The sequence below is a fragment of the Salinibacterium sp. SWN139 genome, assembly GCF_015864625.1.
Lineage (GTDB): Bacteria > Actinomycetota > Actinomycetes > Actinomycetales > Microbacteriaceae > Rhodoglobus.
The window spans coordinates 227,004-242,658 of record NZ_JADYWV010000001.1 but is presented as its reverse complement, the minus strand read 5'-3'; the positions used below and the strand labels follow the sequence as shown (position 1 = coordinate 242,658).

General features: G+C 58.1%; 16 protein-coding genes and 2 tRNA genes. 15 read left to right on the top strand and 3 right to left on the bottom strand.

Translation table 11 applies throughout. The features are described from left to right. Positions 1-12 precede the first annotated feature (12 nt). The 10 genes from gnd (at position 13) to I6E74_RS01130 (ending at position 9,690) form a co-directional block, all read left to right on the top strand. Positions 13-897: a phosphogluconate dehydrogenase (NAD(+)-dependent, decarboxylating) gene (gene gnd / locus I6E74_RS01175; RefSeq protein ID WP_197123575.1), complete on the top strand. Its 885-nt coding sequence runs from the start codon at positions 13-15 to the stop codon at positions 895-897. An 11-nt stretch (positions 898-908) separates the two neighbouring features. Continuing rightward, positions 909-2,072 carry a DNA replication/repair protein RecF gene (recF, locus tag I6E74_RS01170; protein ID WP_197122293.1) on the top strand — a complete coding sequence of 388 codons (1,164 nt, stop codon included), beginning with the start codon at positions 909-911 and terminating at the stop codon, positions 2,070-2,072. Then, a complete protein-coding gene (locus I6E74_RS01165) occupies positions 2,065-2,565 on the top strand; it encodes a DUF721 domain-containing protein (protein WP_197122291.1) in 501 nt (166 codons plus the stop codon). Before recF ends, I6E74_RS01165 begins: the two co-directional genes overlap by 8 nt. A gap of 166 nt (positions 2,566-2,731) precedes the next feature. Beyond that, the gene (gyrB, locus tag I6E74_RS01160) at positions 2,732-4,726 is read left to right on the top strand and encodes a DNA topoisomerase (ATP-hydrolyzing) subunit B (RefSeq protein WP_197122289.1); all 1,995 of its coding nucleotides are present in this window, start codon (positions 2,732-2,734) and stop codon (positions 4,724-4,726) included. A gap of 59 nt (positions 4,727-4,785) precedes the next feature. Then, entirely contained in the window at positions 4,786-7,362 is a 2,577-nt protein-coding gene (gene gyrA, locus I6E74_RS01155) for a DNA gyrase subunit A (protein WP_197122288.1), read from the top strand. Beyond that, positions 7,355-7,762, top strand: a complete 408-nt coding sequence (locus tag I6E74_RS01150; protein WP_197122285.1) for a DUF3566 domain-containing protein — start codon at positions 7,355-7,357, stop codon at positions 7,760-7,762. Before gyrA ends, I6E74_RS01150 begins: the two co-directional genes overlap by 8 nt. A 48-nt stretch (positions 7,763-7,810) precedes the next feature. After that, positions 7,811-7,884, top strand: a tRNA-Ile gene (locus I6E74_RS01145). 30 nt (positions 7,885-7,914) lie between these two features. Beyond that, positions 7,915-7,987: transfer RNA gene (locus I6E74_RS01140), tRNA-Ala, on the top strand. Between the two features lie 132 nt (positions 7,988-8,119). Further along, positions 8,120-8,905, top strand: a complete 786-nt coding sequence (locus tag I6E74_RS01135) for a TetR/AcrR family transcriptional regulator (protein ID WP_197122283.1) — start codon at positions 8,120-8,122, stop codon at positions 8,903-8,905. After that, positions 8,902-9,690 carry an SDR family oxidoreductase gene (locus I6E74_RS01130; RefSeq protein WP_197122281.1) on the top strand — a complete coding sequence of 263 codons (789 nt, stop codon included), beginning with the start codon at positions 8,902-8,904 and terminating at the stop codon, positions 9,688-9,690. The genes I6E74_RS01135 and I6E74_RS01130 overlap by 4 nt, the downstream gene beginning before the upstream one ends. A gap of 105 nt (positions 9,691-9,795) precedes the next feature. Here the strand turns inward: I6E74_RS01130 and I6E74_RS01125 are convergent, their stop codons facing one another. After that, entirely contained in the window at positions 9,796-10,347 is a 552-nt protein-coding gene (locus I6E74_RS01125) for a hypothetical protein (protein WP_197122279.1), read from the bottom strand. A gap of 133 nt (positions 10,348-10,480) precedes the next feature. Here I6E74_RS01125 and I6E74_RS01120 point away from each other — a divergent pair, with 133 nt between their 5' ends. Together I6E74_RS01120 and I6E74_RS01115 are read left to right on the top strand one after the other, a co-directional pair. Continuing rightward, positions 10,481-11,020, top strand: a complete 540-nt coding sequence (locus tag I6E74_RS01120; RefSeq protein WP_197122277.1) for a peptidylprolyl isomerase — start codon at positions 10,481-10,483, stop codon at positions 11,018-11,020. Between the two features lie 242 nt (positions 11,021-11,262). Then, positions 11,263-11,859: a rhomboid family intramembrane serine protease gene (locus tag I6E74_RS01115; RefSeq protein WP_231601088.1), complete on the top strand. Its 597-nt coding sequence runs from the start codon at positions 11,263-11,265 to the stop codon at positions 11,857-11,859. Between the two features lie 59 nt (positions 11,860-11,918). Here the strand turns inward: I6E74_RS01115 and I6E74_RS01110 are convergent, their stop codons facing one another. Then, positions 11,919-12,149: a cell division protein CrgA gene (locus I6E74_RS01110; protein WP_197122273.1), complete on the bottom strand. Its 231-nt coding sequence runs from the start codon at positions 12,147-12,149 to the stop codon at positions 11,919-11,921. 81 nt (positions 12,150-12,230) lie between these two features. Here I6E74_RS01110 and I6E74_RS01105 point away from each other — a divergent pair, with 81 nt between their 5' ends. The 3 genes from I6E74_RS01105 to I6E74_RS01095 are packed head-to-tail and all read left to right on the top strand — an operon-like array spanning position 12,231 to position 13,794. Continuing rightward, complete coding sequence (locus tag I6E74_RS01105; RefSeq protein ID WP_197122271.1) at positions 12,231-13,004, top strand: class E sortase; 774 nt, start codon at positions 12,231-12,233, stop codon at positions 13,002-13,004. Next, positions 13,004-13,162 carry a hypothetical protein gene (locus I6E74_RS01100; protein ID WP_197122269.1) on the top strand — a complete coding sequence of 53 codons (159 nt, stop codon included), beginning with the start codon at positions 13,004-13,006 and terminating at the stop codon, positions 13,160-13,162. Before I6E74_RS01105 ends, I6E74_RS01100 begins: the two co-directional genes overlap by 1 nt. Beyond that, positions 13,159-13,794, top strand: coding sequence for a gamma-glutamyl-gamma-aminobutyrate hydrolase family protein (locus I6E74_RS01095; RefSeq protein WP_197122267.1), 636 nt, complete (start codon positions 13,159-13,161; stop codon positions 13,792-13,794). Before I6E74_RS01100 ends, I6E74_RS01095 begins: the two co-directional genes overlap by 4 nt. Positions 13,795-13,869: 75 nt before the next feature. Here I6E74_RS01095 and pknB read toward each other — a convergent pair whose 3' ends face one another. Next, positions 13,870-15,594: a Stk1 family PASTA domain-containing Ser/Thr kinase gene (gene pknB / locus I6E74_RS01090; protein ID WP_197122265.1), complete on the bottom strand. Its 1,725-nt coding sequence runs from the start codon at positions 15,592-15,594 to the stop codon at positions 13,870-13,872. Positions 15,595-15,655: the final 61 nt, after the last annotated feature.

Genomic DNA, 15,655 nt, shown 5'->3' with positions numbered 1-15,655 from the left:
ATGGCGGAAACTATGCATGTCGGAATCATTGGCCTAGGAAAAATGGGTGGCAACATGCGCGAGCGCATGCGAGCCGCCGGTCTCACAGTGACCGGGTACGACCCCAATCCTGAGGTTAGTGATGTGGCCGATCTGACCGACTTGGTGGATGCGTTGCCGGCCCCCCGCATTGTGTGGGTCATGGTCCCTTCCGGCACGATTACGGATTCTGTAATTACCGATGTCGCGGCATTGCTCACACCTGGCGATCTCGTCATCGATGGTGGAAACACGCGGTTCACGGATGATCAACTTCACCGTGATCAGCTCGAAGAACTCAATCTTTCCTTCGTGGACGTCGGAGTCTCTGGTGGAATCTGGGGACTTGATAACGGCTACGGGCTGATGGCCGGTGGCAATAAGACGGATATCGAACGAGCGATGCCGATCTTCGACGCTCTTCGCCCCGAAGGCCCGCGCGAAGAGGGTTTTGTTCATGCTGGCCCCGTTGGTGCAGGTCACTACGCCAAGATGGTCCACAACGGCATCGAATATGCCCTTATGCAGGCCTGGGCCGAAGGCTTTGAACTACTCGACAGCCGCAAGGATCTCATCGAAGACGTTCCCGGCACCTTTAAAGCTTGGCAGCGAGGAACAGTCGTTCGCTCCTGGTTGCTTGAACTTCTCGTGAAAGCTCTCGAAGAAGATCCCGAATTTTCTGATATTGCTGGCTACGTCGAGGATTCGGGGGAGGGCCGTTGGACTGTACACGAGGCTCTCAATCAAGCCGTTGCTGTTCCGACGATTAGCGCCGCAATTTTTGCACGTTTCGTTTCTCGTCAAGAAGACTCTCCTTCCATGAAGGCGGTCGCCGCTCTCCGCAATCAGTTCGGCGGGCATAGCGTCCGCAAGAGCTAAGTTTCGCCGCAATGCGTGTAACTCATGTGGAGCTCAAAGATTTCCGTAATTACAAGGGCCTGACTCTAGAACTGGCCGCAGGACCGACCCTCATCGTAGGTTCCAATGGCCAGGGTAAAACGAATCTAGTTGAGGCTCTTGGATTCTTGAGCACGCTCGGTTCACACCGCGTCTCGACTGATCACGCCATGGTTCGGCAATCAACGGATGCCGCAATTGTGAGAGTGCGCCTCGAACATAATGAACGAAAATTCTTGGCCGAAGTGCAGATCAATCGTTCTGGGGCTAACCGTGCTCAGATCAATCGTTCAGTTATCCGCACCCGCGAACTTCCGCGCTACTTTTCCAGTGTTCTCTTCGCGCCAGAGGATTTGGCGCTCGTGCGCGGCGAACCCTCCGGGCGGCGGCGCTTTATCGATGAGCTTCTCGTGCTTCGCTCTCCACGATTCAGTGGGGTAATGAGCGACTACGAACGTGTCGTGAAGCAACGTAACATGCTGCTGAAATCAGCACGGGCATCCGGCATTCGAGACGCCCAGTTGAGCACTCTCGATGTGTGGGATGAACGGCTCGTCGCCTTTGGTGCCGAAATCATCAGCGCCCGCAGTGCCTTGGTTGCTGATCTTAGCCCCGAAGTGTCCCTTGCTTACGAACGTATCGTCGGTGCAGATCACGGTGCATCGCTCGCCAATTCGTTGAGCATCATTTCTCGTCAGGATGACGCAGAAAACGCGGTAGCCACTAGCGCGGTTGGCGAAATAATTTCAGTCGCTGACGCGACGGCAGCATTCACCGCGGCCCTGGCATCCGTACGAAAAGCAGAACGTGATAGAGCAATTACCCTCGTTGGACCGCACCGCGATGACTTGATCTTCGGACTCAATGGGTTGCCAGCGCGAGGGTATGCCAGCCACGGCGAATCGTGGTCGTTCGCTCTCGCGCTGAAGCTGGCATCCGCTGAACTGCTGCGTCGCGATTCTTCGGCAGGCGACCCGGTGCTTATTTTGGATGATGTCTTTGCAGAGCTCGACCAATCTCGTCGCGAAAGACTTGCGACTTCGATCGCGGGTTTCGAACAAGTTCTCATAACCGCTGCGGTATTTGGCGATGTTCCGACGGAACTCGCGGCGAATGTAGTGCGCATCAGCGCCGGCGAGGTGATTGACGATGAATGACCGGGATCCTGCGGTGGATGAGCACGTTGCGGTCTATCTCCGATTCCGCGATGTTTTCGGTGATGCCAGCAAACGTTCGTATATGGCGCGCAAGCGTAATCGCAAGGAGCCGGGAACGAGCGTTCCTTTTGCCCCCGGTCGCGATCCGCACGGACTTGGCGATGTGATGGATAACCTCACGATGAGCATGGGGTGGAGCTCTCCCTTGGCTCGCTCTGAATTGATTCTTGCCTGGACCACAATTGTTGGCGCCGAAACGGCAGAACACTCGGAACCGATCGGGATTGAAGAGGGAGTGCTGACCATCCGGTGCGATTCCACCGCGTGGGCAACCCAACTTCGACTCATGCGTGGCCACATCACAACGACGATCGCTCAACAGCACCCGGAAGCCGGTGTGGAATCCGTGCGCTTTGAAGGGCCCAACGCCCCTTCGTGGAAAAGAGGCCCCAGATCAATTCCAGGTAGGGGCCCGCGAGATACTTACGGCTAGGAAGGCAAAATAGGTCACGCTACTAAAGAAACTCCCGCAGAAGGCAATTTGAGCGCCGCGGGCTCTCGGAATTTGGTAGAATCTCCAAAGCCGTCGGACGCGCCTCCTCAGGGAGTTATCCGCTCTGAATGGCCAGCGTGAACTAGCGGCAGGAGCCTAACTTCAGATGACATCGACGCCCGAGAACGACGTGCCCGAAAGCCATATCATTGCCAACGGTCATGTTGCCGCTGACAGTTACGGTGCCGATCAGATCCAGATCCTTGAGGGTCTTGAGGCCGTGCGCAAGCGCCCCGGTATGTACATCGGTTCGACCGGCCCCCGCGGTCTTCACCACCTTGTGTATGAGGTTGTGGATAACTCTGTGGATGAGGCTCTCGCGGGTTACTGCGACAACATCAACATTTGGCTCCGCAAAGACGGCTCGGTTCGAGTTCGCGATAACGGCCGCGGTATTCCGGTCGATCTTAACCAGCAGGAGCAGAAGTCCACTGTTGAAGTGGTTATGACGATCCTGCATGCTGGTGGAAAATTTGGTGGCGGCGGTTACGCCGTCTCCGGTGGACTCCACGGTGTTGGTATTTCTGTAGTGAACGCACTCTCGGCAGAAATCGACACCGAGGTTCGTCGTCAGGGACACGTCTGGCGGATGAGCTTCGCTAACGGTGTGCCGACAGGTCCCCTTACCCAAGGCGAAAGCACCGACGAAACAGGTACTCAGCAGACTTTCTGGCCGAGCAAGGAGACTTTCGAAACAGTCGAGTTCGACTTCGAAACTCTGCGCGCGCGCTTCCAGCAGATGGCATTCCTTAACAAGGGACTGCGCATCACTATCACTGATGAACGTGGCGAAGACGAAATCTCCGAGAGCTACATGTACGAGCGTGGACTCGTTGACTACGTGGAGTACTTGAACAAGACGAAGAAGAACGAACTCATCCACCCGGATGTCATCGCCTTTGAATCGGAAGACACCGAGAAGAGGATTTCGCTCGAAGTCGCGATGCAGTGGACGGCGGGATACTCCGAAAGTGTTCACACCTATGCCAACACCATCAACACTCACGAGGGTGGAACCCACGAAGAGGGTTTCCGCGCTGCGCTCACCACTTTGGTGAACCGCTATGCGCGTGAGAAGAACATCATCAAGGAAAAGGACGACAACCTTTCTGGTGATGACGTGCGTGAGGGGCTGACCGCAGTCATCTCAATCAAGCTGGGCGAGCCCCAGTTTGAAGGCCAGACCAAGACCAAGCTCGGTAACACCGAAGCGAAAGCATTCGTTCAGCGAATTGCTGGGCAGCAGCTCGGTGACTGGTTCGACCGCAACCCCACGCAGGCCCGCGATGTTATTCGCAAAGCCATTCAGGCATCCCAAGCGCGACTCGCTGCCCGTAAAGCGCGCGAACAGACTCGTCGTAAGGGTTTGCTTGAGTCGAGTGGAATGCCCGGAAAGCTGCGCGACTGCTCGAGCAAAGACCCGTCACTGTCTGAGATCTTCATGGTTGAGGGTGACTCGGCCGGCGGTTCTGCTGTACAAGGTCGTAACCCCGAGTTCCAGGCAATCCTCCCGCTGCGAGGCAAAATCTTGAACGTCGAGAAGGCGCGCCTCGATCGCGCTCTCGGCAACGCCGAAGTCCAAGCAATGATTACTGCGTTCGGCGCTGGTGTCGGCGAAGACTTCGACCCCGAGAAGGCTCGGTACCACAAGATCGTTTTGATGGCTGATGCTGATGTTGATGGCCAGCACATCACGACGCTGCTTCTCACTCTGCTCTTCCGCTACATGCGTCCGCTGATCGATTTGGGTTACGTGTACTTGGCGCAGCCCCCGCTCTACCGCCTCAAGTGGAGCAACGCGCAACACCAGTATGTGTACAGCGATGCTGAGCGCGACGCCCTGACCGAAATGGGTCTCGCGGAGGGCAAGCGCATGCCGAAGGACAACGGCATCCAGCGTTACAAGGGTCTTGGTGAGATGGACTACAAGGAATTGTGGGAAACCACGATGGATCCCGCCACTCGCACGCTTCTTCAAGTCACCCTCGATGACGCTGCCGCGGCAGACGAAATCTTCTCGACCCTCATGGGCGAAGACGTTGAGTCTCGCCGAAACTTTATCCAGCGCAACGCCAAAGACGTCCGCTTCTTAGACATCTAGCTCGCTACGAGCACACGGCGCCCGCACTCGCGACTCACACAGACTGGAATTGACACTTAATGGCTGACGAAGAAACTCCGAAGAAGACCTTCGAGGATGCACCCATAGACGACCGCCACGACAAGATTAATCAGGTCGATCTTCAACTGGAGATGCAGCGCTCCTACCTCGACTACGCGATGAGCGTCATCGTGGGTCGTGCGCTTCCTGAGGTGCGCGATGGCTTGAAGCCTGTGCACCGTCGTGTTATTTACGCGATGTACGACGGTGGCTACCGCCCAGACAAGGGTTTCTCCAAGTGCACCCGCGTCATCGGTGATGTCATGGGGCAGTTCCACCCGCACGGTGACTCGTCGGTGTACGACGCCCTCGTTCGTTTGGTACAGCCGTGGAGCCTTCGTTATCCATTGGCCCTAGGCCAAGGAAACTTCGGATCTCCCGGCAACGATGGTGCTGCTGCCCACCGTTACACGGAAACCAAAATGGCTCCCCTCGCTATGGAAATGGTGCGGGACATTGAAGAAGACACCGTCGACTTCCAAGACAACTATGACGGCCGCACCCAAGAGCCGACGGTTCTTCCTAGCCGTTTCCCGAACCTGCTCGTCAATGGTTCTGTGGGTATCGCGGTCGGTATGGCTACAAACATTCCGCCGCACAATCTCCGCGAAGTTGGCGAGGGTGCCCTCTGGCACTTGGCCAACCCAGATGCTTCTCACGAAGAGCTCGTTGAGGCGCTGATTCAGCGCATCAAGGGGCCGGACTTCCCGACCGGCGCGCAAATTCTTGGTGTCAAGGGAATTCAGGATGCGTACCGCACGGGTCGTGGTTCGATCACGATGCGTGCTGTAGTGAATGTCGAAGAACTTCAGGGTCGCACGTGCCTCGTCGTCACCGAGCTCCCGTACCAGGTGAACCCCGACAATCTGGCACTGAAAATCGCCGACCTTGTCAAGGACGGCAAGCTCGCCGGGATCGCCGACATCCGCGACGAGACGTCTGGTCGTACCGGCCAGCGCCTCGTCATCGTGCTGAAGCGCGATGCTGTGGCGAAGGTTGTTCTCAACAACCTCTACAAGCACACGCAGCTGCAGGAAAACTTCGGTGCGAACATGCTCGCGATTGTCGATGGCATCCCGCGCACGCTCTCGATTGATGGCTTCATCACCGAGTGGGCTACCCACCAGATCGAAGTGATCGTTCGCCGCACCGAGTTCCGCCTGCGCAAGGCTGAAGAACGTGCCCATATCTTGCGTGGTTACCTCAAGGCTCTGGACGCTCTCGATGAGGTCATTGCCCTCATCCGCCGTTCGCCCACCGTTGAAGATGCGCGCAACGGCTTGATCGATCTCCTTGACATCGATGAGATTCAGGCCCGCGCAATTCTCGACATGCAGCTGCGTCGACTCGCGGCCCTTGAGCGCCAGAAGATCATCGACGAACACGATGCTATCGAGCTCGAAATTGTTGAGTTCAAGGCAATCATTGCGAGCAAGGAACGCCAGAGCAACATCGTCAGTGAAGAACTGACGGAGTTGCTTGCCAAGTACGGCGACGACCGCCGTACCGAAATCATGATGGGTTTCGATGGCGACATGAGCATGGAAGACCTCATCCCCGAAGAGGAGATGGTGGTTACTGTGACGCGCGGCGGTTACGTCAAGCGCACCCGCAGCGACAACTACCGCAGCCAGCACCGCGGTGGCAAGGGAGTCAAGGGCGCACAACTTCGGGCCGATGACATTGTTGACCACTTGTTCGTCACCACGACGCACCACTGGTTGTTGTTCTTCACGAACACCGGCCGCGTGTACCGCGCCAAGACCTACGAGCTGCAAGAAGGTGGCCGGGATGCCAAGGGGCAGCACGTTGCCAACTTCTTGGCGCTGCAGCCCGGCGAAGAGATCGCTCAGATTCTCGACATCCGTGACTATGAACAGTCCACATACCTAGTTCTTGCAACGCTCAAGGGTCTCGTCAAGAAGACCGCCTTGGCGGAATATGACACCAACCGCAGCGGTGGCATCATCGCCGTGAATCTGCGGGAAGGCGATGAACTCGTGTCGGCCCTGCTGGTGGAGAACACCGACGACGTTTTGTTGGTTTCGCGTAAGGGAATGTCCATTCGCTTCACGGCATCCGATGAAGCACTGCGCCCCATGGGTCGTTCAACGTCTGGTGTGATGGGGATGAGCTTCCGAGAGGATGACCAACTGCTCAGCGCGAGCGTGGTTCCCGACAGTGGCTTCGTGTTCGTCGTCACTGAGGGTGGCTTCGCTAAGCGCACTGCTGCCGACCAATACCGCGTTCAGGGTCGTGGTGGTTTGGGTATCAAGGTTGCCAAACTTGACGGTACTCGTGGCGACTTGGCCGGTGCTTTGATGGTCGGGGATGAGGACGAAGTTCTTGTGGTTCTTGCCAGTGGCAAGGTGGTACGCTCATCTGTCGCTGAGGTTCCGGCCAAGGGCCGTGACACCATGGGAGTGGTTTTTGCCCGCTTCGCAGCGGATGACAAGATCATTGCAATCGCACGAAACAGCGAACGAAATCTAGAGAAAAAAGAACTTGAAGCTGGGAACGATAGTGTTCCAAGCGAAGATGCCCCTGCTGGGAAGGACGAGTCGGTAGATGAGTAGTGTCGCAGAGAAGCTGCAGCGCAAGTCGCAGCGCCAAACATCGGTAAAACAGGTTCGCCTGAAGCTCGTGTACATCGACTTCTGGTCGGCCGTTAAGTTCTCATTCCTAGTAGCAGTGTCTTTGGGAATTGTCCTCGTGGTGGCATCGCTTCTGGTGTGGATCGTGCTGAACTCCACCGGAATTTTCGGAAAGGTCGATGAGATCTTCCGGGATATTTTGAGTGACGAAACCTTCAGCGTGGCGACAACGTTCTCTCTTGCCCAGGTCGGAGGATTCTCGCTGGTCGTTGCCATCTTGAACGTTTTGATCGGTACTGCACTCGGCGCAATTTCGAGTATGCTTTATAACTTCAGCGTTCGACTTACTGGCGGAATCCTCGTGGGTTTCACTAACAACTAGTCGATTACGCCAAACGGTCAGAATGCGATACTCTCGTATCTGCCCAACGGGGGTATAGCTCAGGCGGTTAGAGCGCTTCGCTGATAACGAAGAGGTCCGTGGTTCAAGTCCACGTACCCCCACTGGAATCTCCACAAGAGGTTCCTTAAATTGGGGCCTTAGCTCAATTGGTAGAGCGCCTGCTTTGCAAGCAGGAGGTCAGGGGTTCGATTCCCCTAGGCTCCACAGCAAGAACAAAAACCCCGGCCAGTCTTCTGGCCGGGGTTTTTGCATGTCTGGGGGAGTGCAATGTGATCGTGTGATTCTCGGCACTAACTCTGTTATCAATGATTACATGTCTGTGTTATCGTCGATATCATGGATGCACGCGCGACGATAATCGAAGCAGCGGCCCAGCTGCTTGCCGATTCACCCCACGGAGATATTTCCACGCGGGCGGTGTGCGAAGCAGCGCAGGTTCAGCAGCCGGCGCTTTATCGTCTATTTGGCGACAAAGCAGGATTGCTCGGCGCAACAGTCGACCACGTGTGGGACCGCTACTTGAGCGTGAAGCGCGCAGCAGTGAAATCTGCCGACCCTCTTGTTGACCTTCGTCGAGGCTGGGACAGCCACACCGCCTTTGCCCTCGCAAATCCCCAGGCGTATCGCCTGCTCTTCGGCTCTACCGTCGCGGTCGCAACTGACTCGGCGGCAGAAGCGCTTCGGCTGCTTCGAGAAGTGTTGGAACGACTCGCCGCGGAAGGACGACTTCGGGTGAGCCCGGCCATCGCCGCACAACAAGTGATGGCAGCAAACACCGGAGTCGCACTCGCACTCATTCTTCGCCCCGTGCAGAACCCAGACAAGGGCATCTCCGAAAGGATGCGCGAAAGCATCGTGGCCGCGATTCTCACGGACACGGACACGGACACGGACGCGGACGCGGATGATCCCGCCAGCACTGATTCGTCGGCACCGACGAGCGAGTCTGGAGCGGCTGTGACGCGCACCCCAGCACCACAGACGGCCGCGATCACGCTTCGGGCCGCGCTACCCCTAGTCGCGAGCGGAAGCTTCAGCGCAAACGAACTCGCGCTTCTCGATGACTGGCTTGACCGCATCCAGAATCTGACCACTGTCGACGAGAGCGATGGAACGCCATGAACCCCACGCCAGCAACCCATGCCCTGCGGGATGACTCGGAGGGTATACCCACCACGAGGCTCGACCGCGTCGCGCTCGTCACGGGCGGATCGGGCGGAATAGGCCGGGCCGTTGTTGAGCGCCTCGCCCAGGATGGCTTTGCGGTTGCCGTGCACTACAGCGGTAACAAGGCTCGCGCCGATGAGACGGTAGTTCAGCTCATCGCCTCGGGTGCCCGTGCAATTGCAGTCGGGGGAGACGTAGCTGATGAGGAAGAGATGATCGCGGCCTTTGACGCGGTCGAGGCAGAATTCGGTCGAATCGACGTCGTGGTGAACACGGCAGCAATCATGGTGCTTGCCCCGATCGTTGAACTCGATCTCGATGACTTGGATCGGATGCACCGCACCAACATCCGCGGCACGTTCGTGGTTTCTCAACAAGCAGCACGACGGGTGCAGGCGGGCGGTGCGATCGTGAACTTCTCCACCTCGGTGACGCGCACGCAATTCCCCACCTACGGCGCTTACACGGCTAGCAAAGCCGCGGTGGAAGGTCTGACGCTCACTCTCGCCCGTGAACTTCGCGGCAAGGACGTGACGGTCAATGCTGTGGCTCCTGGGCCGACCGCAACGCCACTGTTTCTGGATGGCAAAGACGACGCCACCATCGAGAAGCTCGCCCAAGCGGCGCCACTTCAGCGATTGGGACAGCCAGACGATATCGCGGAGGTAGTTTCGTTTCTCGCGGGCCCTGCACGGTGGATCAATGGCCAAATTCTCTTCGCGAATGGCGGACTTGATTAGCAAGGTCAGCGCACGACAAAAAAGTTCTGGCCCAGTTCGTTGGGAACTGGGCCAGAACTTTTAGAGGTTGGAGCTACACCGTGTGAGGTGCGAAGCAGCGGAAGGCTACGCCGTCTCTGCTTCGTCGTCGATCCACAGGTCATCATCCGCGCGAAGTGTCTGCCACGCGGCGTACGCAACGCCGACTGCAGCAACGACGCCGATGCCGATGAGAATGTAGCGACCGAAGCCGGCAGACTTGGGCTGGGGTTGTGCCTTCATAAGCCCGGTCTTCTCGCCAGCGGTCGCAGCGAGACCCGAAACGCGAGCGAACGCATCCCGAACCTGCTGGTTCTTGGCCACTTCGAGAGCTGCAAGGGCTGTGCCGAGCGCTGACGTGACAGCAGGCAACACATCACCCTTGACCTTGGAGCGGGTGCTCTCGGCCACTGAGCGGGCTCCAGCAACGGATGACGACACAACGGGCTTCACCCGGGAGTCGATCGTGTTGTGAATCTTGGGGCTGACTTCTTCGCGGGCGTAACTGGCGGCCTGATGGCTCGCCTCTCGTACAACCGCAGAAGCGTGATCAAGCAGCTCCTTTTGGTCGGCCCACAGGTCTTCAGCTTGACCTTTCAAGCGCTTGAGTTCTTTCCGGCGTTTGCGAGTTAGTGCCACGGGAAACCTCCAAAGATGGTCGAACGGTGAGTCCATACTGCCATGGCCTCTTCTGTGTGCGCACTGCTTTGCCTGTGAGCCCCCTGAATAACAAGGATCTGAGGCTCAGGTTCGCTATGTAAGAATTGACCTTATGTCTCAACACACCGCAGTTGCCACGATCAAGACAAACCTCGGAGAAATCCGTCTCAACCTCTTCGGCAACCACGCGCCGAAGACCGTTGCTAACTTCGTTGGTCTCGCCAAGGGCGATATCGAATGGACCCACCCCGCCACCGGGCAGAAGACCACAGCGCCTCTCTACGACGGCGTCATCTTCCACCGCATCATCAAGCAGTTCATGCTTCAGGGCGGCGACCCCCTGGGCAAGGGCATCGGCGGCCCCGGCTACAACTTCGACGACGAAATCCACCCCGAGCTCGACTTCTCGGCTCCCTACATCCTCGCCATGGCAAACGCCGGAACGCGCGGAGGCAAGGGAACCAACGGTTCGCAGTTCTTCATCACCACGGTTGCTACTCCCTGGCTTCAGGGCAAGCACACCATCTTCGGTGCCGTTGCTGACGACGAGTCGCGCAAGGTAGTCGACGCAATCGAAGCCGTCGACACCGATGGCAGCGACAAGCCCCTCACCGACATCGTCATCGAGTCCGTCACGATCGACGAGGTCTAACCTTCGTGACCACATCCCCGGATGCCAGTGGCAACTATTGCTACCGGCATCCTGACCGGCAAAGTTTTACACTCTGCCAACGATGTGGGCGCACCGTATGCCCCAGCTGCCAAACGCAGGCAGCTGTGGGCGTACATTGCCCCGAGTGCATTAAAGAAGCCCGCGCTAACGGGCCGAAGCGCAAACCTGTTCTGGTTCGCGCAGCTCGAGCCTCCGAGGGCAAACCCGTAGTCACATACACGTTGATCGGTCTCACTGTCGCAATCTTCCTGCTGCAGCTCATTCCGGGTCTCGGCGTGACTCAAGCGCTCGTGTACTATCCACCTCTGACGGCTATTGAGCCGTGGCGGATGATTACTTCGGCCTTCCTGCATTCAACAAGCAGCATCTTCCACCTCGGCTTCAATATGTTCACGCTCTTCATCTTTGGGCGCGTGCTGGAGATTCCGCTGGGTAGAGCGCGGTTCATCGCGCTGTATCTGATTAGTGCGTTGGGTGGCTCTGTTGCCGTCCTGCTGCTTGCACCGACCTCGGTCGTGTTGGGCGCATCTGGATCGATCTTCGGAATCGTTGCAGCGTTCTTCGTGATTCAGCGCCGTATGGGCGTGAACAACCGCGTGCTGCTGATCGTGCTCGTGATCAACCTCGTCGCTGGCTTCATTCCCGGATTGAACATCTCGTGGCAGGCCCACGTGGGTGGACTCGTCACGGGTGCCGTTCTCGCGCTTATCTTCGTGCGCCAAAGGAATAAGCGATCCGCTAATTCGGAGATCGCGTTAGTGGCCCTCGTCGTCGCGGCTTTGATCAGCCTGACACTGGTGCGGATCTTCGTTCTATAGCTGACTAAAAGTTATCCACAGGGTTATTAACACTGGGTATAACTACACGCGTGTAATTTCTAACGCCACCGTGTTGTCATCAGGAATCCGACGAAGAGGATTCCGAAGCCGACCAGGATGTTCCAGCTGCCGAGCGATGCAACAGGCAACTGCTGGTTGCTCACATAGAAGACGATGATCCACGCGAGCCCGATCAGCATGAAGCCAAACATGACGGGCTTGAACCAGACCGCGTTGGGGGCGTCTTCAGCGGGACGCGACGATGATTTTTCTGCAGAGTTACGGGCCATGGGAGAGATTCTAGCGCGAACGCCCTGAGTGCTGAACGGCCGCGCGGAAACCAGCCAGAGTCTGCGGATAGAATTGCGCCTATGGTTCTCGAAGACGGCCGCCGCGTGCGGCGCAGTGCGAAGCCCCGCCGCCCTATCTCTTTCATTGGTGTGCTCGGTGAAATCTTCATTACCGCCGGCGTAGTTGTGCTGCTCTTTCTTGTCTGGCAGACCTGGGTAAACAGCTATTTCGTCAGCAATGCACAGCGCGATGACGCTCTCGAGCTCAGCCAAGAGTGGAGCAAGGGCGAAGCTGTCACTCTGGCGCCGGATGAGCGTGCCGACCCCGGCGTGCCCGTGGTCGACGAAGCTCCCGGACAAGCAGTCGCCTTCGGCACGTTGATCGTTCCGCGTTTTGGCGAGGACTACGCGATTCCGATCGCCGAAAGCGTGAGCCTCTACAGCGTGCTCAATGCACAAGGCGTTGGCCACTACACCGGAACCCAAATGCCCGGCGAGGTCGGCAACTTTGCGGTTGCTGCTCACCGCACCGGCTACGGTGACCCCTTCTTCGATATCGACAAGCTTCAGCTCGGTGACAGCATTTATGTTGAGACCGAAGCCGGTTGGTACCGCTACGTTTACCGTTCTCTTGAATATGTTCTGGCATCCGGTGTTGGAGTTCTGGAGCCTGTTCCACAGTTCGGGGGAGCAGCGGCCAGTGATCGCATCATGACGCTCACGAGCTGCAACCCCATCCACACCGCCGACGAGCGCATCATCGCCTACGCGGTGTACGACACTTGGTATCCGCGATCTGAGGGTGCCCCCTCGGAGATCTCGGCGATCGCCCTCAATCTCGAAGGAGCTGGCTAATGTACGCTGCCCTCTGGCGGGTGCTTCCAGGACCCGCAATTATTCGCGTTCTCCTGTTGTTGGTGATGGCCGCGGCCATCGTGGCTGCCCTGTTCATGTGGGTCTTCCCTTGGGCTTTGCCGCTGGTGACTCCACTGGATGCGACGGTGCAACAGTGACCCGCATCCTCGTCGTTGATAACTACGACAGCTTTGTGTACACGCTCAACGGGTATCTGCTTGAGCTCGGCGCTACCACCGAGGTCGTGCGCAACGACGCTTTCAGCGCGGATGACGCGGCCGCCGTTCTCGCGGACTACGACGCGGTGCTGCTCTCGCCTGGTCCGGGCACTCCGGCCGACGCTGGCGTGAGCATCCCGATCGTGCACGCAGCTCTTGCCTCGGGTATGCCATTGCTGGGAGTGTGTCTCGGGCATCAGGCGATTGCTGAGGCTCTCGGCGCCACAGTTACTCACGCGGCTGAGCTCATGCATGGCAAGACGTCGCAAATCGAACATGATGACAGCCTCATCTTCCGCGACATGCCTCAGCCGTTCACCGCTACGCGGTATCACTCGCTTGCCATCGTTGATGGCACTGTGCCTGATGACCTCGTGGTCACTGCTCGCACGCATGACGGAATCATCATGGGTGTGCAGCACGCAACGCAGCCTGTGTACGGAGTGCAGTTCCACCCCGAGTCTGTGCTCACCGAGGGTGGTTACTTGATGCTCGGCAACTGGTTGTCTCGCGTCGGCATGACTGAAGCGCCCGCGCTAGCGAAGACGCTGACGCCCCTCGTTCACAACTAGGAAGCGTCGGCAGACGCCGCCGGAGCTGGCGAAATGCCGTAACGCTCAGCAGTGAGGCGTGAGACTATCGCAGTCTTAGCCAGCGCAGTACTGCAGCGTGATCTCGGACTTCTGAGCTTGGTCGCCCACGATTGATTGGTAGCTGACCGTATTGCCGGAGCATCCGAAGTCCGCACTCAACTTCACGCTGAGCTGCAGGCCGGTGAGCGTCGTGTTCGCTTCACCGATGTCTTTGCCGGTGACATCAGGAACCTGCACGAGCCCATTGGACACGACGAGGTTTACAGTTTCACCCTCGCGGATTACCTCACCGTCTGAGGTGCGCTCCGCATCCCCGCGGGGGTCGGAACTGATGACGGTGCCCTTGCTGAGATTGGGCGAATAGGTCTGGGAGGTTGTGCCGTAGACCAGCCCCGCCGACTCGAGGAGCTTGATCGCCGCTTCTTCTTGCATGTTGCTGACATTCGGCACGGTCACCGGAGTGCGACCAAGCGAGACAACAACCTGAATTTCGAGGCCGAGAGGCACAGTCTGGCCGGGGCCAGGATCTGTGCGGATGATGATGCCCTCTTCAATAGTCTCGCTGGCCTGATTGACCCGCTTCGGAATGAGGTCGAGCTCTGTGAGCAGAGCGGCACCCTCTTCGTAAGTCAGGCTCGCGACATCCGGAACGTCCACTGCACTGGTTCCAGAGAGCTGAGCCGGAGTGAGGCTGAAGGCCCAGACGACGACAGAGACAATGATGACAACCATGAGAGCAATTCCGCCCCAGATCCAGGCAACCGGAGGACGGTTCTGGGTGCGCGGAGTGCGATCGTTCTCATCGACCGCGAGCTGACGGAAGGTGGCGTCGCTGCCGGCAGTGCTATTCGGGTTGACCCCGAAGAGGGTGGAATTAAAATCGGTGGATGCGAGTTGCTTGCGTTCCGGAACCGAGCCGGCAGCAGCTGCCTCAAGGTCGGTGCGGAACTCGGCAGCACTCTGGTAGCGGTCGAAGCGATCCTTCGAGAGCGACCGCAGTACGACAGCATCGAGAGCAGGGGAGACAGCGGCAACCATCGTGCTCGGGGGCACTGGCTCCGAGTTCACGTGCTGATACGCAACGGCGACCGGGTTTGCTCCAGTGAACGGCGGCTGCCCGGTGAGAAGCTCGAACAGAACAACGCCGGTGGAGTAGAGGTCGGAGCGGGCATCCACCCCTTCGCCACGAGCCTGCTCGGGAGAGAAATATTGGGCGGTGCCGACGATGGCACTCGACTCAGCGATCGTCGCAGCGGAGTCAGAAACCGCACGGGCGATGCCGAAGTCCATGACTTTCACTTGGCCACTCTTAGTGACCATGATGTTGCCGGGTTTGATATCGCGGTGAACGACTCCAGCACGATGCGAGTACTCAAGAGCCGTGAGTACTTGCGAGACGATGCGTGCTGACTCGTCGGGAGCAATCGGGCCTTCAGCCACGATGTCTTTCAACAGACGCCCGTCGACGTATTCCATGATGATGAACGGGATGAGGGTCTCATGACCCGTCTCATCGATTACGGACTCTTCGCCAGCATCGAAAATTCGCACGATGGTGGGGTGCGCCATCTTTGCGGCATCGTGAGCTTCCCGCCGAAAACGGGTACGGAACGCAGGGTCGTTCGCCAGCGACGGCTTGAGCAGCTTGATCGCCACACGACGACCTAGCCGCGTGTCCATTCCCAAGTGAACATCAGCCATACCGCCGTGGCCAAGAAGTTCGCCAATTTGGTATCGCCCGGCGAGCTGGCGTACGCCCTTTGCCACGCCTTCGCTCACTGGTTCACTCCTGTTTGTTGTGGGGTCTGTACCGACTCAGTCTATCCGTTGCGAGTAGTGA